26 protein-coding genes are annotated in these 24803 nt (G+C 66.1%); 17 read left to right on the top strand and 9 right to left on the bottom strand.

What is annotated here, in order from left to right:
• The first annotated feature begins 17 nt into the window (after positions 1–17).
• The 7 genes from KXR83_RS07550 to KXR83_RS07520 all read left to right on the top strand — a co-directional run bounded on the left by KXR83_RS07550 (position 18) and on the right by KXR83_RS07520 (position 5132).
• Positions 18–269 carry a hypothetical protein gene (locus KXR83_RS07550; protein WP_116917357.1) on the top strand — a complete coding sequence of 84 codons (252 nt, stop codon included), beginning with the start codon at positions 18–20 and terminating at the stop codon, positions 267–269.
• Between the two features lie 120 nt (positions 270–389).
• Positions 390–752, top strand: a complete 363-nt coding sequence (locus KXR83_RS07545; RefSeq protein ID WP_437424290.1) for a TraR/DksA family transcriptional regulator — start codon at positions 390–392, stop codon at positions 750–752.
• A gap of 72 nt (positions 753–824) precedes the next feature.
• Complete coding sequence (locus KXR83_RS07540) at positions 825–1175, top strand: hypothetical protein (protein ID WP_437424289.1); 351 nt, start codon at positions 825–827, stop codon at positions 1173–1175.
• 89 nt (positions 1176–1264) lie between these two features.
• On the top strand, positions 1265–1813 hold the full coding sequence (locus KXR83_RS07535) for a DoxX family protein (protein ID WP_116917359.1): 549 nt from the start codon (positions 1265–1267) through the stop codon (positions 1811–1813).
• A 146-nt stretch (positions 1814–1959) separates the two neighbouring features.
• On the top strand, positions 1960–2766 hold the full coding sequence (locus KXR83_RS07530; protein WP_437424469.1) for an alpha/beta fold hydrolase: 807 nt from the start codon (positions 1960–1962) through the stop codon (positions 2764–2766).
• Positions 2766–3971, top strand: coding sequence for a PP2C family protein-serine/threonine phosphatase (locus tag KXR83_RS07525; protein WP_437424288.1), 1206 nt, complete (start codon positions 2766–2768; stop codon positions 3969–3971). The genes KXR83_RS07530 and KXR83_RS07525 overlap by 1 nt, the downstream gene beginning before the upstream one ends.
• Positions 3972–4013: 42 nt before the next feature.
• Entirely contained in the window at positions 4014–5132 is a 1119-nt protein-coding gene (locus KXR83_RS07520) for an XdhC family protein (protein ID WP_437424468.1), read from the top strand.
• Position 5133: 1 nt separating this feature from the next.
• Here the strand turns inward: KXR83_RS07520 and KXR83_RS07515 are convergent, their stop codons facing one another.
• Positions 5134–5865, bottom strand: a complete 732-nt coding sequence (locus tag KXR83_RS07515) for a pentapeptide repeat-containing protein (RefSeq protein WP_437424287.1) — start codon at positions 5863–5865, stop codon at positions 5134–5136.
• Between the two features lie 50 nt (positions 5866–5915).
• Positions 5916–7538 carry an FAD-dependent monooxygenase gene (locus KXR83_RS07510; RefSeq protein WP_437424286.1) on the bottom strand — a complete coding sequence of 541 codons (1623 nt, stop codon included), beginning with the start codon at positions 7536–7538 and terminating at the stop codon, positions 5916–5918.
• Between the two features lie 209 nt (positions 7539–7747).
• On the opposite strand from KXR83_RS07510, the gene KXR83_RS07505 reads away from it, so the two are divergent.
• On the top strand, positions 7748–8299 hold the full coding sequence (locus KXR83_RS07505; protein ID WP_437424285.1) for a YceI family protein: 552 nt from the start codon (positions 7748–7750) through the stop codon (positions 8297–8299).
• Positions 8300–8488: 189 nt separating this feature from the next.
• Here KXR83_RS07505 and KXR83_RS07500 read toward each other — a convergent pair whose 3' ends face one another.
• Complete coding sequence (locus KXR83_RS07500) at positions 8489–9103, bottom strand: TetR/AcrR family transcriptional regulator (protein ID WP_437424284.1); 615 nt, start codon at positions 9101–9103, stop codon at positions 8489–8491.
• Between the two features lie 113 nt (positions 9104–9216).
• Here KXR83_RS07500 and KXR83_RS07495 point away from each other — a divergent pair, with 113 nt between their 5' ends.
• Positions 9217–10986: an adenylate/guanylate cyclase domain-containing protein gene (locus tag KXR83_RS07495; RefSeq protein ID WP_437424283.1), complete on the top strand. Its 1770-nt coding sequence runs from the start codon at positions 9217–9219 to the stop codon at positions 10984–10986.
• 49 nt (positions 10987–11035) lie between these two features.
• Positions 11036–11923, top strand: a complete 888-nt coding sequence (locus KXR83_RS07490; RefSeq protein ID WP_437424282.1) for an oxidoreductase — start codon at positions 11036–11038, stop codon at positions 11921–11923.
• 6 nt (positions 11924–11929) lie between these two features.
• On the opposite strand, the gene KXR83_RS07485 is transcribed toward KXR83_RS07490, so the two are convergent.
• The gene (locus KXR83_RS07485) at positions 11930–12559 is read right to left on the bottom strand and encodes an alpha-ketoglutarate-dependent dioxygenase AlkB (protein ID WP_437424281.1); all 630 of its coding nucleotides are present in this window, start codon (positions 12557–12559) and stop codon (positions 11930–11932) included.
• Between the two features lie 202 nt (positions 12560–12761).
• On the opposite strand from KXR83_RS07485, the gene KXR83_RS07480 reads away from it, so the two are divergent.
• Both KXR83_RS07480 and KXR83_RS07475 read left to right on the top strand, forming a co-directional pair.
• Entirely contained in the window at positions 12762–14117 is a 1356-nt protein-coding gene (locus KXR83_RS07480; protein ID WP_437424280.1) for a hemolysin family protein, read from the top strand.
• On the top strand, positions 14114–15127 hold the full coding sequence (locus KXR83_RS07475; protein WP_437424279.1) for a hemolysin family protein: 1014 nt from the start codon (positions 14114–14116) through the stop codon (positions 15125–15127). Before KXR83_RS07480 ends, KXR83_RS07475 begins: the two co-directional genes overlap by 4 nt.
• Before the next feature lie 33 nt (positions 15128–15160).
• Here KXR83_RS07475 and KXR83_RS07470 read toward each other — a convergent pair whose 3' ends face one another.
• From KXR83_RS07470 to KXR83_RS07460, 3 genes are all read right to left on the bottom strand, one after another.
• Positions 15161–16318, bottom strand: a complete 1158-nt coding sequence (locus KXR83_RS07470; RefSeq protein WP_437424467.1) for a pyridoxal phosphate-dependent aminotransferase — start codon at positions 16316–16318, stop codon at positions 15161–15163.
• A 26-nt stretch (positions 16319–16344) separates the two neighbouring features.
• Positions 16345–17202: an RNA polymerase sigma factor SigJ gene (locus KXR83_RS07465; protein WP_437424278.1), complete on the bottom strand. Its 858-nt coding sequence runs from the start codon at positions 17200–17202 to the stop codon at positions 16345–16347.
• An 82-nt stretch (positions 17203–17284) separates the two neighbouring features.
• Complete coding sequence (locus KXR83_RS07460) at positions 17285–18937, bottom strand: DNA repair helicase XPB (protein WP_062795455.1); 1653 nt, start codon at positions 18935–18937, stop codon at positions 17285–17287.
• 147 nt (positions 18938–19084) lie between these two features.
• On the opposite strand from KXR83_RS07460, the gene KXR83_RS07455 reads away from it, so the two are divergent.
• Positions 19085–19996, top strand: coding sequence for a phytanoyl-CoA dioxygenase family protein (locus tag KXR83_RS07455; protein ID WP_437424277.1), 912 nt, complete (start codon positions 19085–19087; stop codon positions 19994–19996).
• Positions 19997–20008: 12 nt separating this feature from the next.
• On the opposite strand, the gene KXR83_RS07450 is transcribed toward KXR83_RS07455, so the two are convergent.
• Positions 20009–22339, bottom strand: a complete 2331-nt coding sequence (locus tag KXR83_RS07450) for a helicase-associated domain-containing protein (protein WP_437424276.1) — start codon at positions 22337–22339, stop codon at positions 20009–20011.
• 33 nt (positions 22340–22372) lie between these two features.
• On the opposite strand from KXR83_RS07450, the gene KXR83_RS07445 reads away from it, so the two are divergent.
• From KXR83_RS07445 to KXR83_RS07430, 4 genes are all read left to right on the top strand, one after another.
• On the top strand, positions 22373–22561 hold the full coding sequence (locus KXR83_RS07445; protein WP_023955355.1) for a hypothetical protein: 189 nt from the start codon (positions 22373–22375) through the stop codon (positions 22559–22561).
• Positions 22562–22633: 72 nt separating this feature from the next.
• Positions 22634–23098: a cyclic pyranopterin monophosphate synthase MoaC gene (gene moaC, locus KXR83_RS07440; protein WP_437424466.1), complete on the top strand. Its 465-nt coding sequence runs from the start codon at positions 22634–22636 to the stop codon at positions 23096–23098.
• Positions 23098–23607 (top strand): MogA/MoaB family molybdenum cofactor biosynthesis protein, encoded by a 510-nt coding sequence (locus KXR83_RS07435; RefSeq protein ID WP_437424275.1) that lies wholly within the window; start codon positions 23098–23100, stop codon positions 23605–23607. The genes moaC and KXR83_RS07435 overlap by 1 nt, the downstream gene beginning before the upstream one ends.
• Entirely contained in the window at positions 23607–24044 is a 438-nt protein-coding gene (locus KXR83_RS07430; RefSeq protein ID WP_437424274.1) for a molybdenum cofactor biosynthesis protein MoaE, read from the top strand. Before KXR83_RS07435 ends, KXR83_RS07430 begins: the two co-directional genes overlap by 1 nt.
• A 152-nt stretch (positions 24045–24196) precedes the next feature.
• On the opposite strand, the gene KXR83_RS07425 is transcribed toward KXR83_RS07430, so the two are convergent.
• Positions 24197–24802: a transglycosylase family protein gene (locus KXR83_RS07425; RefSeq protein WP_437424273.1), complete on the bottom strand. Its 606-nt coding sequence runs from the start codon at positions 24800–24802 to the stop codon at positions 24197–24199.
• Between the last annotated feature and the right edge of the window lies 1 nt (position 24803).

The raw sequence follows: 24803 nt of genomic DNA, 5'->3' as shown, positions 1-24803 counted from the left end.
CCGAAAGGAGAAACACGATGTCGTTCAAGGACTTGATCGTCGGTGACCATCGCAACCCCCGAGAAGAGATTGTCGCGATCTTCGGCGAACATCAAAGCGCCGACGACCCGCAAGCGATAGCCCGCGCGACCACCTGGGCGCAGGGTGTGCTGAACACCGCTGGGATCCCGGCGGACAAGCAGGTCGAGGCGATCGCTGAAATCCGCAGGGCCGAGCCACGTCTGGGTCTCAAGTCGGCGACCCACCTGGCGTCGTTGCTCAAGAAGTAGAGTTCGCCCGACGAGACGTCCGGCCCCGTACCGACGGTGCGGGGCCGGACGTTTGTGTGGGTGCTCATCGCGACCGGGCAATGTGCACCCGATGTCAGTGGAGATCCGTACCATCGCAGCATGAATCACGACCTCGATCGCAAGGCCCTGGTCGACGAACGGGCAGCGACGCTGGCGCTGATCGAGACCATGTCGGCGCGGCTGCGGTCGGTGGTGGAGGCCGGCGCCGATGCGAGTTCCGACGACGAACACGATCCGGAAGGTTCCACCCTCGCCTTCGAACGTGGACAGCTGGTTGCGCAGGTGGCGCGCTCGAAGGCTCGGCTTACGGAGATCGATGCCGCAATGGCGCGGCTCGGACTGGGAACCTACGGTATCTGCGAACAGTGCGGGAACCAGATCGGCGAAGCCCGGCTCGAAGCCCTCCCCGCAGCTCGTCTGTGCATCACCTGCGCATCGCGGTCCCAATCGAGGCAGTGGTGAATCAGGGCCGTCGCGGGCCGGGGTGATTACGGTGAGATCGGACACCATGACCGATCGAGAAGAGGTACGGACGTGAACACATTCCAGAAGGTCGCCGGCGCGGTCAACAAAGTTGTTGTCGCGGCGATGAAGGCGCCCGGGGTCGACAAAGTCGCCGGCGGATCGATGCTGATGGTCACGTACACGGGCCGTAAGTCGGGAAGGACCTTCAGTCTGCCGGTGAGCTACAAGCAGCGGGGTGACGAGCTGCTCATCGGCGTCGCGCTCCCCGACAAGAAGAACTGGTGGCGGAACTTCTCCGGCGAGGGCGGGCCTGTGACGGTCACGCTTCACGGCACGAAACGAACCGGACACGCGGTCAGTCGGCGTAACGAACGCGGCCAGGTCTCGGTGAAGGTGACGCTCGACGATCAGATCGCCTGACGCCGTCACCGCCCGGATATCCGGGGGTGGTGGCGTCTCGTCCTAAACGGACCGGAGTATCGTTTTCGGTGTCGTTAGGAGACAAAACCATGGCATCTGCACAAAAACGGTCCACCTTGGACATCGGTCTGTTGGCACTGCGAGTCGGCGTGGGCGGCACCTTGTTCGCCCATGGCACCCAGAAACTCTTCGGCTGGTTCGGCGGCCACGGCCTCGACGCCACCGCCGGCGCGTTCGACGGGATGGGGTTCAAACCGGCCAAGCCCTCTGCCGCAGTCGCGGGTATCAGCGAAGCCGGGGGAGCGCTCATCGCAATCGGCGCTGCCACCCCGGTGGCCGCCGCCGGTGCTGTCGGCGCGATGATCGGCGCGGCCGCGGTACACAAGCCGGCCGGCTTCTTCGCGACCGCGGGCGGCTACGAATACCCGGCCACACTGGGCCTTGCCGCCGCAGCGCTGGCTCTCACCGGACCCGGCAAATACTCCGTCGACGCCGCTCTCGGGCATCGCCTCAACACCAGCCGAGTGGCCATCGGCGCCTTGGCGGCTGCGGGCGCCGGAGCGGGATATGTGGTGGCGCGACGTCAGAAGGCCGTCGCCCAGGCGTCCGCTGCAGCGGACTCCACCGACGCCGCTTAGTTCGCCCAGCTCGTCCCCGGGGTTGCGTCCGTGTCGTCGGCGTCGGGTCTCGATGTCGACGACGCGGCCGGCGCGCAGGTGTGGGCGGCCACGTTTTCGGCACTTGCGACACCACGATCGGTGTGTCGGATGAGAAGATGTGGGACGTGGATGTGCGTGCCAAGAACAATGTGAAGATCGTCGGGCGGGACGGTGGCCCGACGATCGTGTTGGCCCACGGTTTCGGATGTGACCAGAACCTGTGGCGGTTGGTCACCGAGCGACTGATCGCGGACTACCGAGTGGTGCTCTTCGACCATGTCGGGGCCGGCGCCTCGGACCCGTCGGCCTGGGATGCCGAGCGCTACTCCACACTCGATGCCTACGCCGAGGACGTTCTGACCCTGGTGGAGGATCTCGACCTGCATGACGTGGTGTTCGTCGGCCATTCGGTCGCTTCGATGATCGGTGTCCTCGCCGTCGCGGCCGATCCGAGCAGGTTCGCCAAACTTGTGCTGCTCACCCCGTCGCCGCGGTACGTGGACGACGAGTCCGACGGCTACCGGGGCGGTTTCACCCGAGCGGACATCGACGAGCTGCTCGAGTCGCTGGAGGCCAACTACCTGGGATGGTCGCAGACCATGGCCCCGAACATCATGGGCAATCCCGATCGGCCCCAGCTCGGTGGCGAACTGACCGAGAGTTTCTGCCGCACCGATCCGGCCAAGGCGCTTGTGTTCGCGCGCACCACCTTCCTGTCCGACAACCGTGAGGACCTCGCGCGGGTGACCATCCCGACGCTTGTCATCGAGTGCGCCAGGGACTCGCTGGCACCGCGCCACGTCGGCGCCTATGTCCACGAACGCATCGACGGAAGTGAACTGGTGACGCTCGACGCGAGCGGTCATTGTCCTCAACTCAGTGCGCCGGAGGCCACCACAGAGGCAATCACCGCATTTGCCGGCCGCCGCTGATGCAGCGGGATCCACACGAGCTCCGGCACGCGGACATCCTCGAAGAGAACCTCGAGGATCTCTACGAGAATGCGCCCTGTGGCTACCTGTCGACATGGCCCGACGGCCGCATCGCACGGATCAACGCCACGCTCGCGTCGTGGCTCGGATTCGAACGAGACGCGTTGCTGGATGAGCCGTTCACCGATCTGCTCACCGCAGGCGGTCGAATCCACTACGAAACCCACTTCGCGCCGCTGCTGCAGCTCGAAGGCGAGCTCAGCGGGATCACCGTCGACCTTGTTGCGGCGCATGGTGAACGACTTCCCGTCTTTGTCACCGCCAACGTCAAGACCGACGCCTCGGGGTCGGTGGTGCTGGTACGCATCACCCTGCAGGACGCCCGCGACCGCAGAACGTACGAGAAACAGCTGCTCGAAGAACGGCGTATGGCAGAACACGAACGGGCCCGTGTGCAGGTACTCGCCTCGACCCTGCAGCGCTCGCTTCTGCCACCATCGCTCACCCCGCCTGCCGGCATGGATGCGGCGGCCTACTACCACCCCGCGTCCACCGACGACGTCGGCGGCGACTTCTACGACCTGTTCGCCCTGTCCGACCACAAATGGGGGTTCTTCCTCGGAGATGTGTGTGGCAAGGGCGCAACCGCGGCGGCGGTGACCTCGCTGACCCGGTACACGTTGCGGTCTGCTGCGGTGTTCGACGACGACCCCGTTGCCGTGCTGCACAACCTCGACGCGGTACTGCACTCGAACTACCACGGCGATGAACCACGTTTCTGCACAGTTGTTTTCGGTGTTCTCACCCGTCGCGACAACGGATTCGACGTCCACCTCGCCAGCGGTGGACATCCTCCGGCGCTGCTGCTCACCGCAGACGGGAAGGCGGAGTACATCAGCACCGCGGGCGGTCAGTTCGTCGGCATCCTCCGCGACCCCAAGTTCGTCTCCAAGCGGGTGCACCTGTCGGCCGGTGACACCCTCGTGCTCTACACGGACGGATTGACCGAAGCCCGAATCGGGCCTGGCACAGAGCGATACGACGACAATGGTGCGCTGATCGAGTTCGCGGCAGCGCACACACCGACCACCGCCGAACAGATCGTCGATGACCTGCGTGAACTGTTGGCGAGCTTCGGGACCGGTCTGGAAGACGACACCGCGGTCATGGCGCTGAGTGTGGCACGAGAGAACACATCGACCTGATCTGTGGACTCGTCCACGACCGCGGCGCTGGTGAAGGTGAACATGCAAGATGTGCTGACTGATCTGATGAAGATCTGGCGTTCGGGCGGGACGGCCGGTGTGGGAACCGTTGTGCGGACCTTCCGTTCGGCCCCGCGACCGCCAGGCGCGTCGATGGTGGTCGCATCGGACGGAACGGTGAGCGGTTCGGTGTCGGGTGGGTGTGTGGAAGGCGCCGTCTACGAACTCGCAATCGACTCCACGCGCACCGGCATTCCTGTGCTGCAGCGCTACGGGATCTCCGACGACGACGCGTTTGCGGTCGGCCTCACGTGCGGCGGCGTGATCGACATCTTCGCCGAGGCCATCTCACAGCAAACGTTCCCCGAACTCGGCGACGTCGCCGAGCACATCGAAAATCATCGACCCGTGGCCGTCGCGACCGTGATCGACCACACCGACATCGACGAGGTGGGTCGCCGGCTGATCATCACTCCAGGGAAGGTCAGCGGCACACTGGGATCGGACCGGATGGACAGCGCCGTCGTCGACGACGCACGCGGACTGCTTGCTGCCGGACGCAGTGAGGTGCTCACCTACGGCCCCGACGGTCAGCGCCGCGGCGAAGGTATGTCGGTGTTCGTCTCCAGCCACGCGCCGCGGCCGAGGATGCTGGTGTTCGGCGCCATCGACTTCGCTGCGGCTGTCGCGGAGCAGGGTTCGTTTCTCGGGTATCGCGTCACCGTCTGCGACGCGCGCCCGGTGTTCGCGACGTCCGCACGATTCCCGACCGCTGACGAGGTGATCGTCGAGTGGCCGCATCGGTATCTCGGCGCGCAGGTGGAAGCCGATGCACTCGATGCGCGCAGTGTCATCTGCGTTCTCACCCACGACCCGAAGTTCGACGTGCCGCTCCTCGAAGTCGCTTTGCGCATACCGGATGTCGGGTACATCGGTGCCATGGGGTCGCGCCGCACTCACGACGACCGTGTCGAGCGCTTGCGGGTCGCCGGACTCACCGACGACGAACTGAGTCGGCTCGCCAGCCCCATCGGGCTCGATCTGGGGGCCCGCACCCCCGAAGAGACGGCCGTCTCGATCGCCGCCGAGATCATCGCCCGCCGCTGGGGCGGAGCGGGCCGGCCGTTGTCGCAGACCGACGGCCGTATCCACCACGAGTGAGTCAGTCGGTGCTCGGTGGCGGGGTGAAACCTTCGGGCCACACGGTTGCGTCGTCGTACTTCAGCTCATCGAACTCGGCGTCGGTGAGGTTGGCGCCGGTGAAGTCCACCCCGAAAAACGTTGCGCCGGTGAACTTCGCACGACTGAGGTCGTGACCTGCGAAACTGACGTCCCACAGCACCGCCCCGCTGAAGTCGACCGCCTGGAGCGCCGCGCCGTCGAAACTGGTCAGCCGGCCTGCCTGTCCGGGGGCCGGGTTGGCGGCCACCTCGTTGTCGATGGTGACGTCGGTGAACTGCGCGCCGACGAGGTTGGCATCACGCAGATCGACGCCCAGCAAGATGGTGTCGGCGAGGTTCGCGTAGGAGAGATTGGCTCCTTGCAGGTTGGTCGAGAGCAGATCACATCCGTGCAGGTCGGCCTCGCTGAAGTTGGCGCCGGGTAGGTCCAGACCGGACAGACTCAGTCCGGCAAGGTCCAGTCCGTAGAACGGCCGCTCCACGGAGGGATCGGCATTGGAGCGACCACGGATGAAGCGGAGATTCTCGAGGCGCTCGGCCCGCTGACTCTGGCGGTCCGAGATCTCGTGGTCACGGTCGGCGCGCACATCGTCGATGATCTTCTGGCCGGTCATCGTGGCGACACTGACGAACACCGCGACGATCCCGGCCACGACCACGTCTCTGACCCACCACCGGGGTCCTGATCCGTCAGCAGAGGATTGCGCGATCACCGATTCATCATCGCCCACACAGTCCGTCCAGGCGGGACAACGCGAACGAGTCAGCTGAAGGTCTTCTTCAGGTGGTCCACCACCGCGCCCGCATCGATGCCGCGCTGGGCGTACCCGAGGTACCCGTCGGGGCGGATGACGTACAGCGACCTCTCACCCGGGCCGTATGCCGCGGCGAACAGCCCACCGGAATCGGTGATGACGGGCAGCAAGCTCTGCCCAGGATCGACTCCTGGGGCAATCACCAGGTACGTGTCGAGCAGATCGTGGGCCGCGCCGGCCGCAGTTGTTGCGACATCTTCCAGCTCTGTGAGGTCGTCGACGCCGGAGATGCTGTCCACGTACAGGATTGCGGTGTGCCGACGACGATCGAGCAGCGAGAACAGTCGGAAGGTACCGCTGACTGCGGGTCGGGTGAGGCCGGTGGCATCGGGAGCCCGCAGACCTGCCGCGACGAGCGCGCGGCCTGTCGGGGCGTCCCCGAGGATCGGGCTGCCGGCGTAATCGATGAGGAGCTGGGCCTCACGCTTCATGATGTGGGTCATGTCGTCGGAATCGGCACCGATGCCCTCGCGGGCGCTGCGAACCGTTCTGCCGACCACCTCTTCACCGACCGGACGACGCTCGGCGTCGTAACTGGCGAGCAGGTCGGGCGACGCATGCCCGGCGACGGTCAACGCGATCTTCCATGCCAGATTGTGGGCGTCCTGGATGCCGGTGTTCATACCCTGCGCGCCGGTCGGAGGATGGATGTGCGCGGCGTCGCCTGCGACGAAGACCCGTTGTGTGCCATAGGAATCGACGATGCGATGACTGATCCGGAACACCGACGACCACCGCAGATTCGTGGCGCGGGTGGGCTCGGGGGCAAGCCGGTCCAAGACGTCCTGGATGTGGTGGAGTTCTGGTTGTCGGCCTGCTTCGAAACCGTGGGCGACCGCGCCGGATTCGGTGTTCGAGTTCTTTGCCGTGAGTTCGTCGGGCACCAGCATCGACATGCGGTAGCGTCCGCGGCCGGGTAGCGGGATGCACACCAGGAGGTCGTCGGTGACTCCCTCGGTCTGGTGCATGGAGCGGATACCGAATCCGGCCGGCTGATCCCAATCGACCTCGACATCACCGAGCATGTACTGCTCGTCAAATGCCGCGCCCTCGAACGTCAGGCCCAGGGTCTTGCGGGTGATGCTGTGCGCGCCGTCGCAGCCGATGAGGTAGCGCGCGTGAACCGTCTGCTCGCCGCCATCCCCGGAAAGTGTCGCCCGGACGCCGTCGCCGTCCTGCTCGAAGCCGGTCAGACGCAGGCCTCGCTCGATGGGAACGTCGAGGGTCGCCAGCCGGTCGCGCAGGATGCGCTCGGTGTCGTACTGGGGAATGGCTGTGAACCCGAAAGGGATGTCGTCGGGCAGTGTCAGTTCCAGTTTGCCGGCGCGCTCACCGTTGACGTACACGATCTGGCCACGCATCTGGATGGCCGTGTCGAGAACCTGGCGCAGTACACCCATTCCCTCGAAGATCTCCAGGGTGCGGGGCTGTACGCCGACAGCCTTCGCGTACTGCGGGGGTTCGAGCAGTGGGTCGACGATGCGGCATCGCACGCCGTGCCGTCGCAGTTCGACCGCGGCGGTGAGCCCGATCGGTCCTGCGCCCGCGATGAGGACGTCGGTGTCGGCCATGGGTAACCACCTGTCTCGAGCCTGCCTGTTCGCACCGAATTATGCGTCAATCCTGTACTGCGCAGTGTGGTTCCGGTCACATTCACGCGGGATAACCGCAGATCAGCGAAGCTCGGCGGGGCCTGTTCGCACCGGTGGGAATTATTCGGACTGAGGTCCGTTTACACTTCACGTAGGCGAAACCACAGCTCGACAAGGGAGACCATCACATGAGCACTGCAGTAAACAACGCACTCGAGACCGGCACCTGGACCATCGACCCGGTTCACTCGGCCGTCAACTTCTCCGTACGTCACCTCATGGTGAGCAAGGTTCGCGGCAAGTTCGAGAACTTCTCCGGCGCCATCACGGTCGACGAGAACGGCAACCCTGCCGTCACCGCCGAGATCGACGTCAACTCGATCAACACCGGCAACGAACAGCGCGACGGCCACATCAAGTCTGCTGACTTCTTCGAGGTCGAGAAGTACCCGACCGCCACCTTCACCTCCACCTCGGTGAAGCCCGACGGCGGCGACTACCTGCTCGAGGGCGACTTCACCCTCCATGGCGTGACCAAGCCCGTCGCCCTCAAGCTCGAGTTCAACGGCGTGAACCCCGGAATGGGCAACGGCCCCGTCGCAGGCTTCGAGGCCTCGGTGGTGCTCAACCGCAAGGACTTCGGCATCGACATCGACATGCCCCTGGAAACCGGCGGCACCGTCGTCGGCGACAAGATCACAATCACCCTCGAGATCGAGGCCGGCAAAGCCGCAGCCTGACCTCACCTCGCCTGCCTGATCCCACTGATCAGGCATCCGCAACGGCGGCCGCGACCGGCGTAACCCGGTGACGCGGCCGCCGTTCGGCGTTGTGTGGGCCGTTGTAGGCCCACGCCCCCTAAATTCGCGCCGCTTGCCTGCGGCCGCGCCGCGTGCAACCGGCGCGCCCGCAGGCAGGCGGCGCGAATTTCACGTGGGGGAGCGGGTCCCGCCGAGTCCGGTCAGCAGCATGTCGACCAGTGAGGCCACGAAGTCGCCGGTCACCGGCTCGCGGTTGAGCAACACCCGCGCGTAGATCGGCGCATGGATCACCTCGACCGCGATGGAGTAGTCGGGCTGGTTGTCCGCACTGAGCTCGCCGCGGTCGACCGCTCGCGCGAAAACCGTCTTGAGTGCCTCGGTCCTGGCGTCGATGATGCGCCGTCGAGCGTCGCCGAGTGGATCGATCTCCACCGGCATCGCAGACAATCGCAGCAATGCCTTCATCTGTGGGCTGGTGAGCGACACGTTGAGGTCGGCACACATGGCGATCAGGTCGCCCCGCAGCGAACCGGTGTCGGGCGCCGGTATCGACGGGTCGAGGTGGTTGATCAGCGCGTCGGTGACCAATTGCTCCTTGGTTTTCCATCGTCGGTACACCGATGTGACGTGCACGCCTGCGCGGTCGGCCACCTGTGCGATGGTGAGCCCGTCGAACCCGACGGTGAGCAACTCGTGCACCGCCGCCGACATGACCCCGTCGCGCACCGCCGCACCCCGACGATGGGAGCGCACTGGCCGCTTCGGCGAACTGGACTGGGTCACTGATCGACTCTAACGCAACTCGAGTTGCGCTATGTATACTCAGCCGTGACTTCGATCGCGATCTGGCCACGTCCGGGGGCATGATCAGCGGCGAGAGAAGGCGGAACCCGACGATGGCGCACCCGATCGGCTGGCGATCGCTGCTCAGTGGCGTCTCCGGCAAGCGTGCCGCAGTGGCCAAGTTGTCGCGTCGCGGCCGTATCGCCCGGGCTCACGCCACCTCTTCACCGCTCGTCGGCGCGTCGCGTGCGGTTCGTCGGATCGACGAGTTCCTGATCGGGGTACCCGACCCCAGTCAAGACGGCCCGGCCAGCCGACGGCACGTGGCCAATCGCTTCCTCATCCTCGCCGGTCTCGGTTTGGTCGCCAGCAACACCTTCGCCGCCATCGAGATGGTCGTGATGGTGCGACTGGTGATGACCGGCGGCGAGTTGAGTGTCTGGGGGATGGTCGACCCATCCACCGTTCCGGTCATCATCGCCTCCGTGGTCGGCGCTCTGCTGATCGGTGGGAGCCTCAGTGCCTACCTGGTGTATCCGCAGTTGATGTGGTTCACCAAAGCCGTTGCGGCCTCACCCGCCCGGCGAAGATCGATCCAGATGATGCCGTTGCAGCAGGCAAGTGCGGCGATGGTCACCTGGACAACCGGGGCCGCGATCTACATACCTTTCGGGCTGGGCGGTACCGCAGTCGAGTTCGTGGTGTTCGGCTCTGCGTTCCTGATGGCGGGAACATCTGCCGGATGTCTCACCTACCTTCTTGTCGAACGTGTTTCGCGCCCCATCGTCGCGATCGCGATGCGTGATGGGGTTCTCGCGAAGTCGCTGCTCGGTGTCCGTGAACGACTCCTCGCCGTGTGGATCGTGTTCTCTGCCGTGCCGTTGCTCGGCATCATCGCCATCAACGTGGGCCGCGCGACGGGCTGGTTGCCCGAGAACCGCTATGTCCTGGACGCCCCCACCGTGGTGCTGGCGACGTTCTGCCTCCTCGGCGGGATCCGCGCCACCTTCCTGGTGTCGCGGTCCATCACCGATCCGCTGCGTGAGATCCGCGTGGGTATGGAGGAGGTGCAGGTGGCGCACACGTATCCCGTCCTCGACGTCTACGACTCGTCCGAACTCGGCATCCTGCAGCAGGGATTCAACGACATGGTCAGCGGACTCGCCGAGCGCGAGCAGATCCGCGAACTCTTCGAGCGACATGTGGGTGACGGTGTCGCCAAGCTCGCGATGGAACGCGGTGACGGCTTCCATGGCGAGAACACCTTTGTCGGAGTCCTTTTCGTCGACATCCAGGGCTCCACCCGGCTCGCCGAACGCGAAGCGCCGGACACCGTGGCGGCCATCTTGAACAGCTTCTTCGCGATCGTCGCCGATGTCGTCGATCGGCACAGCGGCTTCATCAACAAGTTCGAGGGTGATGCGGCGCTGGCGATCTTCGGGGCGCCCAGCACCGTGGACGACCCGGCCGGAGCTGCGCTCGCCGCGGCGCGCGATCTGCATTCCGAACTCGAAGTACTGCGGCCACTGCGGTTTTCGATCGGTGTCTCGGCAGGTGTGGTGTTTGCCGGCAACATCGGCGCGACCACTCGGTACGAGTACACCGTGGTGGGTGACCCAGTCAACGAATCGGCACGACTGTCCGAGGCCGCCAAATCGGTGCGTTCGCATGTGTTGGCCAGTGGTTCGGCGCTTGCGGCGTCCGAGGTCGAGCAGGGACAGTGGCACTCGATCGGGTCGCTGGTGCTGCGTGGGCGCGCGGAGCCCACCAAGCTGTACACCGTTGCCCTGGCGAAGGATTCGGAAGAGTGGAACCTCCGGACACTGGTCGAGGGTGCATTGAAGATACCGGCGACGGTGCTGGGGCTGCGTCCTCGACGATGAGATGTTTCGAACGAACCGAGCGGGACCCGAACGAAGGTAGGTTGTGAGCATGAGCTGGAACACATCGGATATTCCTGACCAAACCGGACGAACATTCTTCATCACCGGAGCGAACAGCGGGCTCGGTGAGCAGAGCGCACTCGCGTTGGGCGCAGCGGGCGCCCAGGTGATCCTCGCCTGCCGCAATGTCGCCAAGGCGGAGCCGGTCGCCGCGCGGATCGGCGACAACGCCACGATCACCGAACTCGACCTGGCGAGCCTGGACTCGGTTCGCGCATGCGCCGAGCGGACGGGTCCGGTCGACGTGCTGATCAACAACGCCGGCGTGATGGCAGTGCCGCAGGGGCGCACCGCAGATGGTTTCGAAATGCAGTTCGGCACAAATCATCTCGGGCACTTCGCGCTCACCGGCCTGCTCTTGCCCAAGGTGTCCGATCGGGTGGTGACGTTGTCGTCGTCCATGCACCAGATCGGCAAGATGAACCTCGAAGACCCCAATTACCGCCAGCGTCGGTACCTGCGGTGGCCCGCCTACGGTCAGTCCAAACTGGCCAACCTGCTGTTCGGATACGAATTGGCCAAACGCCTCACCGCGGTCGGCTCACACGTGAAATCGGTTGTGGCGCACCCCGGTTACGCGTCGACGGAGTTGCAGTCGCACACCGAGTCGATCTGGGATCGGGTGATGGCAGTGGGTGGCTCGTACTTCGCCCAGTCCGCTGCCGATGGCGCGCTGCCGCAGCTGTTCGCAGCAACGTCACCGCAGGCGCGTTCGGGTGCCTTCTACGGTCCGACCCAGATGGGCGGGATGCGCGGCGCCCCCGGCCCCGCCAAGTCGAACAAGCGATCACACGATGAGTTGATGGCAGCCGGACTGTGGGACCTGTCCGAATCGCTCACCGGCGTCGAGTACTCCTTCGAGCAGGTATCGCGCTAGTTCTCCTCACAGCACACCGCGCGGCCGGAACTGCACGCTGACGCGAGGCCCCACGCCGGTGGTCTTGGGCACCGCGTGCTCCCACGTGCGCTGACAGCTGCCGCCCATGACGAGCAGGTCGCCGTGGCCGACGGTGAACTTCAACGACGCGCCGCCGCCGACCGGACGTAACAGGAGTGGCCGGGGTGAGCCGAGGGACACGATGGCGACCATCGTGTCCTCGGTCTTGCCCCGGCCGATCTTGTCTCCGTGCCAGGCCACACTGTCATTTCCGTTGCGGTACAGGCAGAGTCCGGCGGTGGCGAACCCTTCGGGCAGCTCGCGGCGGTAATGGTGGCCGAGGGCCTCGCGACATCTGTCCAACAGGGGATGGGGCAGTTGCGCATGTTCCCCGTAGTGGCACAGCAGGCGGGGCACATCAAGTACTCGGTCGTACATCGTGCGTCGCTCGTCGCGCCAGGGCACATCAGCAGCCAGGTGGTTGAACAGTTCGTCCGCGCCGACTATCCAGCCGGGCCGCAGGTCCACCCAGGCGCCGTGTGTGAGCGGGCGCCTGACCACTGCGCTTCCCAGCTCCGACAGCGCCGGGTCCGTAGATGCTTCCTCGAACAGCGAGGCTTGGCGACCGGCAGTCATGGCTTCAGGATAACTCGTATCGAACACGCGTGCGAATGAAACGGTTGGCGAGACGGCGAGACCTTAGGTAAAGTTACTCTTTACCAACGACGGTTCGTCGCCGACGAACGCGCCATCTGCCAGAAAGAGTCATGTCGAGCGCATCGCGCCCATCTTTGTCCAGCATCACCACTGAACAACCGCGAGCGGGGCTGACCCGGCGTTGATTGTCCTGACCATCGCTCTCGGTGTCGGCGTCGTCCTGCTCATCACCGCGATGACCGGCTATTTTGTTGCCCAAGAATTCGCTTTCATGTCGGTTGACCGATCCCGTCTCAAGGCCCGGGCCGAGGCAGGTGATGCGGGCGCCGCCCGCGCGCTCGAGGTCACCCGGCGCACATCATTCATGTTGTCCGGGGCGCAGCTCGGGATCACCGTGACCGGCCTGCTGGTCGGCTATGTCGCCGAACCGCTCATCGGCCGGGGATTGGGTGAATTGCTCGGCGGAGTCGGCATCCCTACCGGCGTAGGTATTGCCGTCGGTGCGGTGGTCGCGGTGGTGTTCTCGACCTTCGTCCAGATGCTCTTCGGCGAGCTGTTCCCGAAGAACCTCGCGATCGCGCGCCCCGAACCCGTCGCGCGCCGGCTCGCCCTGTCGACCACCATCTACCTCTCGCTCTTCGGCTGGCTGATCTGGTTGTTCGATCAGTCATCGAACCTGTTGCTGCGAGCCCTGCGCGTCGAACCGGTGCACGACGTGGAGCACTCGGCGACCGCTCGCGATCTCGAGCACATCGTCGCCAGGTCTCGCGATGCCGGCGAGTTGCCCGCGGAACTCTCCGCGCTGCTCGACCGGATCCTCGACTTCCCCGATCGCACCGCCGAACACGCGATGGTGCCGCGTGCCCGGGTGGGCACCGTGCGTGCCGACACCCCGGTGGCGCAGGTGCTGACAACGATGGGGAGTGGCCACACGCGTTACCCCGTGGTCGGTACGACCTCTGATGATCTGCTGGGTGTGATCGATCTGCATGACCTGCTGTCGGCGCAGCCGGACGGTACCGATGCCGCGTCCTGCATGCGCGAAGCGGTGATCGTACCCACCAGTCTCCCTCTGCCACAGGTGGTCTCACGATTGGTGAGCGCATCGGCGGAGATGGCACTCGTGGTGGACGAGTACGGCGGATTCGCCGGAGTGATCACCATCGAGGACATCGCCGAAGAACTGGTCGGTGACATCGCCGACGAACACGACGACGGCCACGTCGCGATCAGCGGGTCACGCGAAGACGGGTGGACGATCGCCGGGGATGTGCACCTCGACGAGGTGGAGCGCCTTGTGGGACACCGGATACCGGAAGGCGATGTCGAAACGCTCTCCGGTCTGGTGGTTTCCAGGTTCGCCGACTTCCCCGCCGTGAACGACGTTGTCGCCATCCCGCTTTCGCCCGACCCGGCCGATCTGGTCGACGAGTCGACCCCGGCCCCGCGACTTCTGAAGGCACAGGTGCTGGCCGTCGACAACCGGGTCCCGTCATCGCTCCTGGTGACGATCAGCGGTTCGGAGATCCACTCATGAGTAGTCCATGGATTGTCCTGGCCATCACGGTGGCGTTGATCGCTGCCAGTGCCTTTTTCGTCGCCGTCGAGTTCGCACTGATCGCCGCGCGCCGGCACCGGCTGGAAGACGCCGCACCCGACAGTCGCTCGGCCCGCGCCGCCCTGCGCAGTGCTTCCGAACTGTCGGTGTTGTTGGCGGGTTCGCAGTTGGGCATCACCGTCTGCACCCTGGCCCTCGGTGCGGTGACCAAACCCGCTGTGCACCACTGGCTCACCCCGCTGTTCGATGACTGGGGCGCCCCGAGCTGGCTCGCCGACGTGGCCGGATTTGTTCTGGCACTCATCATCGTCACATTTCTGCACCTGGTTGTGGGTGAGATGGCACCGAAGTCATGGGCAATTGCACACCCCGAACGATCGGCCACGTTGCTCGCGTTGCCGATGAGGGGTTTCATGGTGCTCACCCGGCCGATCTTGTTGGCGCTCAACCACATGGCGAACTGGCTCCTGGCCAAGGTGGGCGTCGAACCGGTCGATGAGCTCGAGTCCGGGCAGGACTCGGCAACGCTACGGCACCTCGTCGAGCACTCGGCGACGGTCGGCACGCTCGACGAGCGTTACCACGGCCAGTTGATGGCCGCCCTGGAGTTGGAGAGCGTGACCATCGGTGAATTGCTGACGCCGGGCATCGAGCCGGTGAGTGTCCGGCCCGATGCGACCGTGGCGCAGGTCCGTGAAGCCGCCACCGGCAGTGGACATCTGCGGATCCTGATCAGGGGTCGCCACACGGTGGAGGGAATGGTGCACGTGCGCGACACCATAGGGGCGCCGGAGAACAGTCCTGCTCTGGAGCTGATACGCCCGGTGCTGACCCTGCCCGCGACGACCCCGGTATATGAGGCGTTGCAGCGGGCCAAGGCCGAGAGCAACCACGTGATGGTGGTCGTCGACGACAACAACGGCGAACCGGGAATCCTCACGGTGAACGATGTGCTGCTGCGGCTGCTGCCGGTGGGCGCGGACGTCTGATCGCGAGTTGGCGTCTGACCAGGTATTCGACCGTCAGGACAGGGCGCGAAGGCGCTCGGCTGCCTGTTCGATCACGGCGTCCTCCTTGGCGAACGCGAACCGCACCAGATGGGTCCACTGGTCGGGGTGGTCGACGAACGCGCTGACCGGAACCGCGGCCACCCCGATGCGGGCAGGCAGGTCGCGGCAGAACTCGGCGCCGTCGTGGTAGCCGAGCGGCCGGGGGTCGGCGCAGACGAAATAGGTGCCCTCGCTGCGGTGAACGCCGAAGCCGACGTCTGTCAGTGCGGCGGAGATGAGGTCGCGCTTACGCTGCAACCCGGCCGACGATCGCCGGACCCATTCCATCTCCGTGCCCAGGGCGACGGCGATTGCCGGCTGGAACGGGCCGCTGCCGACAAAACTCATGAACTGCTTGGCGGCTCGGGCAGCTGCGATCAACTCGGCCGGACCGCTGATCCACCCGACCTTCCAGCCGGTGACGTTGAAGGTCTTGCCTGCCGACGACACCCGCAACGTGCGCTCGCGCATCCCGGGCAACGTAGCCAGGGGAGTGTGTACCCGCTTGTCGAACACCAGGTGTTCGTAGACCTCGTCGGTCAGTACCAGCACGTCGTTGTCGATGCAGACCTGGGCGATGGCCTTCAGATCCTCATCGGAAAGCACTGTGCCGGTGGGGTTGTGCGGACTGTTGATCACCACCATGGCCGTCTCGGGGGTGACGGCCGCACGCAGGGCGGCTTGGTCGAGTGCAAAACCGTCGCCATCGGCGGTCAGAGGGATGGTGACCCGCTCGGCACCGGCCATCGCTGTCGCGGCGGCGTAGGCGTCGTAATACGGTTCGATCATCACCACCCGTTCGCCGGGCTCGACCAGCCCGATGATCGCTCCGGCGATCGCCTCGGTGGCGCCGACCGTGATCAGTACCTCGGTGGCCGGATCGTACTGCAGCCCATAATGATCGAGTTGGTGCTGGGCCACCGCCTCCCGCAGGGCCGGGATGCCGGGACCGGGCGGATACTGGTTCTGGCCGGTCGCGATGGCCTCTTGTGCCGCGGCGAGCATCGCCGCCGGGCCGTCGGTGTCCGGGAATCCCTGACCGAGATTGATGGCATCGTGCTCGGCCGCCAGCTGCGACATCTCGGCGAAGATGGTGGACGAGAACGGCTGTAGGCGTTTGACCGTCCGCATGCGGGCTGCCGGCTTCTTTTCGCTGGTCATCGGAAGAGTGGTGTCCCCGTGAGCTTGTCCGGATTCGACAGGTCGTACACCGCGACGATCTTGCCACCGCTGACGGCCAGCGCCGTCACCCGCCGATGCAGCGGGCTCTGTTCACGGATCCCGGCGTCGGTGAGCAGGCCCATCTCGCCGTTGATCAGCACGGGACGCGTGTGGCGGGTCATCTCGCTGCCGTACCGGGTCATCACGGTGGAGAGCAGCCGCAGGACGGTGGCCGAGCCGACGATCGGGCCGGTTGCCGACCGCGTGACCCCGTTGCTGTCGGCGAAATACGTCAGATCCGGGTGAGCAAGTGCGGCAAGCGATTCCATGTCGCCCAGCGTCAACGCGAGCACGCCTTGCGCGACCACCTCGTTGTGGTCTTCGATGCTGTCGGGCTGCAGCGTGTCGGCCATCAGCTCGGCACCCTTGTCGGCGAGCCGGTTGACCTTGTCGGCCGAGATGGCCAGTGCGCCGGCGATCTGTCCGGCGTCTGTCCCGAAACAATCCCGGAGCACGTACGAGATGCGAGTGGTGGGGGACAGTGATTCGAGAGCCACCATCGTGGCCAGGCGTGCGCCGTCGCCTGCCACGGCTGAGGCCAGCGGATCCTCGAACGAATCGGGTTCGAGGACAATGGGTTCGGGAAGCCACGGCCCGGTGTAGGTCTGTTTGCGTACTGCAACCGCCTGCAGTGCCGCGAGGGCGGCCCGAACCGTGCGGACGAGGCGATCTGCCGGATCTGAGGTGGAACCGCCATCGGCCGCTATCCCGAGGGCAGCGACAACACTGCCGGTGAGCCGATAGCCGACCGACAAAAGCTGCGGGTCACTCCGCTCGAACGTCGCAGTGGACACCTCGACAGCTTACAGTTTGCCGATCGTCAGATACCCCATTGCCGGTGGTTCCACCTCCGCGTCGTCGCCGGCGAAAAGATCGTCAGCCGACGGCGGGCCCGAGCAGATCGTCGGCATCGGTGATCCGATATGCGTACCCCTGCTCGGCGAGGAACCGCTGGCGGTGTGCCGCGTAGTCGGCGTCGACCGTGTCGCGGGAGACCACCGAATAGAAGTGCGCCTGACCGCCGTCGGCCTTCGGGCGCAGCAATCGCCCGAGACGCTGAGCCTCTTCCTGGCGAGAACCGAATGTGCCCGACACCTGGACCGCGACCGACGCCTCGGGGAGATCGATCGAGAAGTTCGCGACCTTCGAGACCACCAGCGTCTGGATCTCGCCGGTGCGGAACTTCGCGAACAACTCCTCGCGCTCCTTGTTCTTCGTCGACCCCTTGATCACGGGCGCGTCGAGGGCAGCGCCGAGTTCGTCGAGCTGGTCCAGATAGGCGCCGATGATCAGCGTCTGAGAGTTCTTGTGCTGCTCGAGGATCGACTTCACCACATTGATCTTGGTGTGCGCCGTCGAACAGAGTTTGTACTTCTCCTCCGGCTCGGCAACCGCGTATTCGAGCCGCTCGTTGTCGGTGAGCGTCACCCGCACCTCGATGCACTCGGCGGGAGCGATCCAGCCCTGCGCCTCGATGTCCTTCCACGGCGCGTCGTAGCGCTTGGGTCCGATCAAACTGAAGACGTCGCCTTCCCGGCCGTCCTCACGCACCAGGGTGGCGGTGAGACCGAGGCGGCGCCGCGACTGCAGATCCGCCGTCATCCTGAACACCGGCGCGGGGAGCAGGTGGACCTCGTCATAGATGATCAGCCCCCAGTCGCGGGAGTCGAACAAATCGAGATTCCGGTACTCGCCCTTGGATTTGCGGGTCATCACCTGATAGGTGGCGATGGTGACAGGGCGGATCTCCTTGCGCTCACCCGAGTACTCGCCGATCTCTTCTTCGGTCAGCGATGTACGTGCGATGAGCTCGCGCTTCCACTGCCTGCCGGCGACCGTGTTGGTGACGAGGATCAGCGTGGTGGCCTGCGCCGTGGCCATCGCGGCCGCACCGACCATGGTCTTGCCTGCACCACAGGGCAGCACAACCACCCCGGAGCCGCCCGCCCAGAACGACTCGGCGGCCAGCTGCTGGTAGTCACGCAGCTCCCAGCCGTTCTCGTCCAGCTTGATCTCGTGGGCTTCACCGTCGACGTACCCGGCGAGGTCCTCGGCGGGCCAGCCCACCTTGAGCAAGATCTGCTTGAGACGGCCGCGCTCGGAGGGATGGACGATGACCGTGTCGTCGTCCACCCGGGCGCCCAACATCGGCGCCACCTTCTTGTTGCGCATGATCTCGACCAGCACCGCGCGGTCGAAGCTGACCAGGGTCAATCCGTGCACCGGACTCTTCACCAGCTGCAGCCGGCCGAAGCGGCCCATGGTGTCGACGACATCCATCAGCAGCGGCTGCGGCACCGCATAACGGGAGAACGTGACCAGGGCATCGACCACCTGCTCGGCGTCGTGCCCGGCGGCACGAGCGTTCCACAACGCGAGCGGTGTCACCCGGTAGGTGTGCACGTGCTCGGGAGCCCTCTCGAGCTCGGCGAACGGCGCAATCGCGGCCCTCGCCTCAGCAGCTTGGGGGTGGTCGACCTCCAGTAGAAGGGTCTTGTCCGATTGCACGATCAACGGTCCGTCAGTCACAAGGAACCATTCTCCTCAGAAGCAGCAGTTTGTGCCACGAGCGGTGGCCGGGGGATTGAGAGCTGCTACATCTGGCAACTCGCTTCGTAACCAACAGTTAACAGGCCGTCGAACTTCCCGGCGGCATCGGTTTGCGAAGGGGGCACCATGAGCACCGTTGTTCACACGGGACGTACCGGCACAGCCGAGACCGACAGCGAGGACCCGTACCGCACCCGGGTGACGGGTTTGAGCAGGATCGGGCAGCGCCCCGACCCGGCCGTGTGGGGCGGCACGGCGCGAGGGCCGCTGACCGCTCAGCAGATCACAGCCTACGAAGCTCGTGGCTATCACACCGCCGACCAGGTGCTGACTCGCCCAGATGTCGACAGGTGCATTGCCGACGTGGCCGAGCTGACCGACCGGCTGGGGGAAGACGAACGTGTCATCCGGGAATCGTCCGACGGCTCGGTGCGCTCGGTGTTCGACGTCCACAAGCTCAGTGACGTGGTGGCCGAGATCTGCGCGAGGCCCGAGATCATCGATGTCGCCGAACAGATCCTCGACGACGAGGTGTACATCCACCAGAGCCGGATCAACTTCAAACCCGGTTTCGCCGGCGGACCGTTCTATTGGCATTCCGACTTCGAGACCTGGCACGCGGAGGACGGAATGCCGGTGCCGCGCGCGCTGAGTGTGTCGCTCGCGCTGACGCCGAACTATGACTACAACGGCTGCCTGATGATCATCCCGGGATCTCACAAGGTGTACGTGAGCTGTCCCGGCGAGACACCGGACGGGTACCACCGCGAGTCGTTGGCGTCCTATCGGCCGCCGTTCGGCACCCCCGATCAAGAACACGTGGCGTCGCTGGCCCACGAGCTGGGCATTGACACCGTGACCGGCCCGGCGGGCTCGGCGCTGTATTTCGACTCCAATTGCCTGCACGCATCGTCCGGGAACATCACGCCGTTCCCCCGTAGCAACCTGTTCGTGGTGTTCAACAGCCGTTCGAATGCGCTACGCGAGCCCTACGGCGCAGCGTCGCCGCGGCCGAACCACCTGGCCAACCGATGGTGACCGCTCGGCCGATCAGTCGACGATCTCCACACTGGTGATCCGGTGAAGTGAGAACCGGTGCTCGTCGTTGCTACCCGGGTCCAGCGCGATCACCTGGCCGGCACCGATCATCCGGGGTACCACCACGTGTTTGGACGCAAAGCCCTCGGCGTTGACGTATCCGAGCCGTACCGACTGCTTGTTGGCCAAAGCGGTCTGCAGCAGCGCGGTCGCAGGCAGGCCGCCGCCGGTCACCGACGACCCTCCGGCTCCGGCCGCGGTGAGCGTGGCTGCGTTCGCCGCGTCCTGTGATCGCATGTGTCCCACCACCGCAGCCAGCCGATCGCGCGCGGGTGAACTCAGTGACGGCTTGCGCGCCGACGCGCGGCGTTCCCTCGGGGTCGGCAGCCGAGCACCGCGCGTGCGCAGGTCCACCAGTTCGCCGGCCGAATCCTCACCGGCCGGGGCGAATCCGCCCGCCCGCAGGATGTCCAGGACATCGATGATGGGGTCGTCGCACACCGCGACGGTCGGGGCCAGCGCGCGCAGCGACAACTGTTCGGCCACAGGTGAATTGAGCACCGCCGCCAGTGTCGTCGGGTCCTCGCAACGGATGAACGTACTGGCCACGCCGACGCGCAGCTGTCCGTGCTTACGCGCGACATCGTCGATGAGATACGAGAGTGACTGCGGCACAGGGGTCTTGGAGTGTGACGTGAACAGTGTCATCAGCTCGGTGCCGGTACGGCCTGCGTCGAGGGCTCGGCGAACCGACGACTCCGACACCCGGTACACCGAGGCCGCGCCACCGGACTCCAGGTTCGCGACCAGAGCCAAGTCGGCGGCGAGCTCCGGGGTCAGTGGCCCCGGGGCCGTCACGGTCAGATCCGCCTGAGCCAGGAAGAAGTCGATGGGAGCGGGGATGGACTTGGCCATCGCCGCGACCGTGGCGGCCTCGACCTCGTCGGGTGTACCGGTTGCGATGAGTTCGCGGCCCGCCGACGTCAGAGCGCCGTGAGCCACCAGGCCCAGCGACTGGGCCTCGGCGAGAGTCTCGATGATCGTCGACTGCGGCATGCGGCGAAGCCACCGGGGATGCCGCCACGCGATGTGCCTGCCCAGGGCGACCGACGTGACGTCCGCGCCGGGTTTGGCCTCGGCCAGCGCCTGGAGCACAAGAAGCCGCTCTGCGCGGGCAGCACCTTCGGGCATCGCACCGACCAGCGCGCCGATCAACGTGCCGTCGGGCGTGCGTCCGCCGATCTGCCACGGTCTGCGGTGCAGATCCAGCCATCCCGAGGCGATGGAGAACCAACGGCGCTCGGGTGCCTGATGCGACCAGCTGTCGACGGACGTGGTCGGGGCCCATGACGGTTCGAGACCGTCCGACGGGTCGGGCACGGGGAATCCGGAATCGATCAGGCGGAGTCCGGCGAGTACCTCGATGACCAGGCCTACCCGTTTCTCGTCCACGGACAGGGCCTTGGCGAGTCGACGGATCTCCCGGACGCCCATGCCGCCGGCCCGCAGAACTGCCGCCGGGTGGGCACCGAGGGTCTCGATGGCGTCGGCGCTGTGCCGCAGGAACTCGAGCGCTTCGCCACCGGCCGCGGCATCGACCTCGGCCAAGCCGACCTTGCGTCCGCCGCCACCGGAGGGCTCCGGCGGCCGTAACTCGAACGGCTCGGCGGGATCCTCGCCGCGGATGAGCTGGCCGATCACCACCGGCAATTCGACGGTCTGCTCATCGACCACCAGCAGCAGTCCCTGATGGACCAACCTCGGGACCGGACGATCCGAGTCGGGTCCCAGCCCGGCGTCACGGGTTCGTCCCAGACCGGGTCCCGACGCCAGGGTGGACAACAGGTCACGCTCCCGGTCGCCGAGGGCGTCGACCTTCGCGCGGATCTCGGCGAGCGACAACGCGTTGACAGGGGCGGTCGCAAGACGCGAACGCCACGGCCACGCCGCCGCCATGTGCGGTCCTGTGACCAGCGCATCGGGCGGCCCCCACAGCAGCGCCAGGTCGACGAGGTTGTCGATGCGCGCCCGGATCGCGTCGGGTGCGGCTCGCTCGGACAGCGCCTCGACGATGGCGTCGGTGGACACAGGCGACAGCCCACGGGTCTGTCCGGATCGCGAACCCAGTTCCGCGATCGTCTCGAGCACCGCCACCGCCAGCAGGTCCAGGTCTTCGCCACATCGATTGATCGAGGCCGCCGACATCGCGCGCTGCGCAAGCACCTCGACCCCGGGTGGGGGAGGGCTGGCCAGATCCGGCCGGGACTGCAGGAGATCGAGCAGTTGGTCGTCGTCGCGGCGGGCGAGGTCGTCGGCCAGACTGATTGGCTGGTCGGGGCTCATCCAGTAGATGATATGCGGGCCACTCATGGCAGAATGACGCCCGTGGCTGAAAAGAAGAAGTACGTCGATAATGGTTGGCCCGAGGTTCCCGAGGGCGAGCACGCCGTCAGTGAGTTCGCTGCGCACGTCTCCGGCGCACTGTCACCGTTCGGTGAGGTCACCTTCCCGCTCCCGGTCGACGACCTGCCTTACCTTCACCCGCGAACCACCGTCAATCGCTGATCGGTGAGCGCGCCGACCGACCGGCCCGGCCCAGGACGTCTCAGCCATCTCGACGAGACGGGGGCGGCGCAGATGGTCGATGTCGGCGGCAAGGCGGTCACCACGCGTAAAGCGGTGGCCACCGGGGTTTTTCGTACCACCTCCGACGTGATCTCGCTGTTGTCGACGGGCGGGTTGCCCAAAGGGGATGCGTTGGCAACGGCCCGCATCGCCGGCATCATGGCCGCCAAGAAGACACCCGAGCTGATCCCGCTGTGCCATCAGGTCGCGCTCAGCACAGTGAGCGTCGATTTCGAGTTGGGCACAGACTTCATCGAGGTGCGCGCGACCGCGGTCACCACCGACCGCACCGGCGTCGAGATGGAAGCCCTCACTGCTGTCGCGGTGACCGGACTCACGCTGCACGACATGGTCAAAGCGGTCGATCCGCGCGCGCAGATGACCGACATCTGTCTCCAGGAGAAAACCGGCGGCAAGAAGGGGCACTGGACCCGGGACGACCGGCCGGCCGACGAGACCGCGGGCGGTGGGCTCTGATGGCCGATCCCCACACTGCAGACCCTCACACCGCTGACCCCCACACCGCAGTGGTTGTCGTGGCGTCGACGCGCGCCGCCGGTGGCGTGTACGCCGACCGCTCGGGCCCGATCATCGTCGAATGGTTACGCGACCGCGGATTCGTGGTGAGCGACCCGGTGGTGGTTCCCGACGGTGACCAGGTCGGCGCAGCGCTCCGAACAGCCGTCGGAGACGAGACAGCTCTGATCCTCACCACCGGCGGCACCGGTCTGAACCCCACCGATCAGACCCCTGAACAGACCGCCGCGGTGATCGAACGCGAAATACCCGGTCTGGCCGACGCCATCCGAAACAGCGGGTTGCCCAAGGTCCCCACGGCGGTCCTGTCGCGGGGAACAGCTGGAATCGCGGGTCGAACCCTCATCGTCAACCTGCCCGGTTCCACGGGTGGTGTCCGTGACGGTCTCGAGGTTCTTGCACCCGTGCTCACGCACGCTCTGGACCAGATCAACGGAGGCGATCACTGATGGCTGCCATCGTCGCCCGTGCCGTGGTCACCGAAGATCCGCTGTCCACCTCCGAGCATGAGGCCCTCGCGGCCGAGGCCTCAGGCGGAACAGCCGGGGCCATCGTGAGTTTTGTCGGCGCGGTGCGCAATCACGACGGCGGCCGCGACGTCACCGCGCTGAACTACAGCGCGCATCCCACGGCCGGCGAGGTCGTCGAGAAGGTCGTGACAGAGATCGCGGCCGGGGCCGACGGTGTACGTGCGGTCGCTGTGTCGCATCGGGTGGGACCGCTGGCGATCGGTGATGCGGCACTGGTGGTCGCGGTGGCGGCCGATCATCGTCAGGCAGCCTTCGCCACGTGCGCACTGCTGGTCGACGAGGTCAAGGCTCAACTCCCGGTGTGGAAGCACCAGGTTTTCGCCGACGGCACCGACGAATGGGTTGGCTGCGCCTGACCCGAGCGCCCCACCCACCCCCGGAATTGGTGGGTTCGGGTGAGGTCGACCTGGGCAAATGCTCGCCCGAACCCACCATCATCGGGACATGGAAAAGGGCCCCGCACGGACTCATGGTCGCGTGCGAGGCCCTTCGTCTGGGCTCCCCGAGATCAGGGGAGGGGCAGGATGTCCTTGTACTGGTTGAAGAAGGCGATCTGCCCGGCGTCGAGGTCACCGGCGGCATTTGCCTGATCGATCAGTGCGTGGATCGCGGGATCGTTGATCGCAGCCTTCAGCTGGTTGGCGATCTCGTCGGTCTGCGCGGACAGGTCCGGGAGCTGCGGGAGCTCGGGCAGTGCGGGGACCTCGAGGCTCGGGGCCGCAGCGGGAGCGTTGCGCGGGGTGGCGCCGCTCAGGCCGGTGCCGCAGGTCGGCCATGCGCCGGGTCCCTGGCTGGCGAGAACGCGCTCGGCGACAGCGATCTGCTGCTCACGGGTTGCCTGGTCGGCGGAGGGGGCGAACTCGCCGCCGCCGTGGCCGGTCCAGGTGCTCGGGCTGAACTGCAGTCCACCCTGGTAGCCGTTGCCGGTGTTGATGGCCCAGTTGTTACCCGACTCGCACGCGGCGACCTGGTCCCACTCGGCGTCGGTGGCTGCACCGGCGTTGCCGCCGCCTGCGAAGGCGAGGGTGGCGCCGCCGCCGATGACGGCAGAGGTGAGGGCGAGCTTGGCGAAGGTGCGACCAGTGGTGGTCGGCTGACGATGACGTCCGGACATG

It is taken from the genome of Williamsia muralis (assembly GCF_051487485.1).
Classification (GTDB): domain Bacteria; phylum Actinomycetota; class Actinomycetes; order Mycobacteriales; family Mycobacteriaceae; genus Williamsia; species Williamsia muralis_B.
Note: the sequence above shows the minus strand (reverse complement) of the source record. Positions and strands in the feature narration are given on the sequence as shown.

Bases quoted from the DNA above. Each gene is read 5' to 3' on its own strand.
- KXR83_RS07435 (WP_437424275.1), top strand. From the start codon at position 23,098: ATGGCCGATCCCCACACTGCAGACCCTCACACCGCTGACCCCCACACC.
- KXR83_RS07450 (WP_437424276.1), bottom strand. From the start codon at position 22,339: ATGAGCCCCGACCAGCCAATCAGTCTGGCCGACGACCTCGCCCGCCGC.
- KXR83_RS07485 (WP_437424281.1), bottom strand. From the start codon at position 12,559: ATGACTGCCGGTCGCCAAGCCTCGCTGTTCGAGGAAGCATCTACGGAC.
- KXR83_RS07475 (WP_437424279.1), top strand. From the start codon at position 14,114: ATGAGTAGTCCATGGATTGTCCTGGCCATCACGGTGGCGTTGATCGCT.
- KXR83_RS07455 (WP_437424277.1), top strand. From the start codon at position 19,085: ATGAGCACCGTTGTTCACACGGGACGTACCGGCACAGCCGAGACCGAC.
- KXR83_RS07535 (WP_116917359.1), top strand. From the start codon at position 1,265: ATGGCATCTGCACAAAAACGGTCCACCTTGGACATCGGTCTGTTGGCA.
- KXR83_RS07445 (WP_023955355.1), top strand. From the start codon at position 22,373: ATGACGCCCGTGGCTGAAAAGAAGAAGTACGTCGATAATGGTTGGCCC.
- KXR83_RS07520 (WP_437424468.1), top strand. From the start codon at position 4,014: ATGCAAGATGTGCTGACTGATCTGATGAAGATCTGGCGTTCGGGCGGG.
- KXR83_RS07505 (WP_437424285.1), top strand. From the start codon at position 7,748: ATGAGCACTGCAGTAAACAACGCACTCGAGACCGGCACCTGGACCATC.
- KXR83_RS07510 (WP_437424286.1), bottom strand. From the start codon at position 7,538: ATGGCCGACACCGACGTCCTCATCGCGGGCGCAGGACCGATCGGGCTC.
- KXR83_RS07430 (WP_437424274.1), top strand. From the start codon at position 23,607: ATGGCTGCCATCGTCGCCCGTGCCGTGGTCACCGAAGATCCGCTGTCC.
- KXR83_RS07550 (WP_116917357.1), top strand. From the start codon at position 18: ATGTCGTTCAAGGACTTGATCGTCGGTGACCATCGCAACCCCCGAGAA.
- KXR83_RS07525 (WP_437424288.1), top strand. From the start codon at position 2,766: ATGCAGCGGGATCCACACGAGCTCCGGCACGCGGACATCCTCGAAGAG.
- KXR83_RS07470 (WP_437424467.1), bottom strand. From the start codon at position 16,318: ATGCGGACGGTCAAACGCCTACAGCCGTTCTCGTCCACCATCTTCGCC.
- KXR83_RS07545 (WP_437424290.1), top strand. From the start codon at position 390: ATGAATCACGACCTCGATCGCAAGGCCCTGGTCGACGAACGGGCAGCG.
- KXR83_RS07490 (WP_437424282.1), top strand. From the start codon at position 11,036: ATGAGCTGGAACACATCGGATATTCCTGACCAAACCGGACGAACATTC.
- moaC (WP_437424466.1), top strand. From the start codon at position 22,634: ATGGTCGATGTCGGCGGCAAGGCGGTCACCACGCGTAAAGCGGTGGCC.
- KXR83_RS07425 (WP_437424273.1), bottom strand. From the start codon at position 24,802: ATGTCCGGACGTCATCGTCAGCCGACCACCACTGGTCGCACCTTCGCC.
- KXR83_RS07495 (WP_437424283.1), top strand. From the start codon at position 9,217: ATGGCGCACCCGATCGGCTGGCGATCGCTGCTCAGTGGCGTCTCCGGC.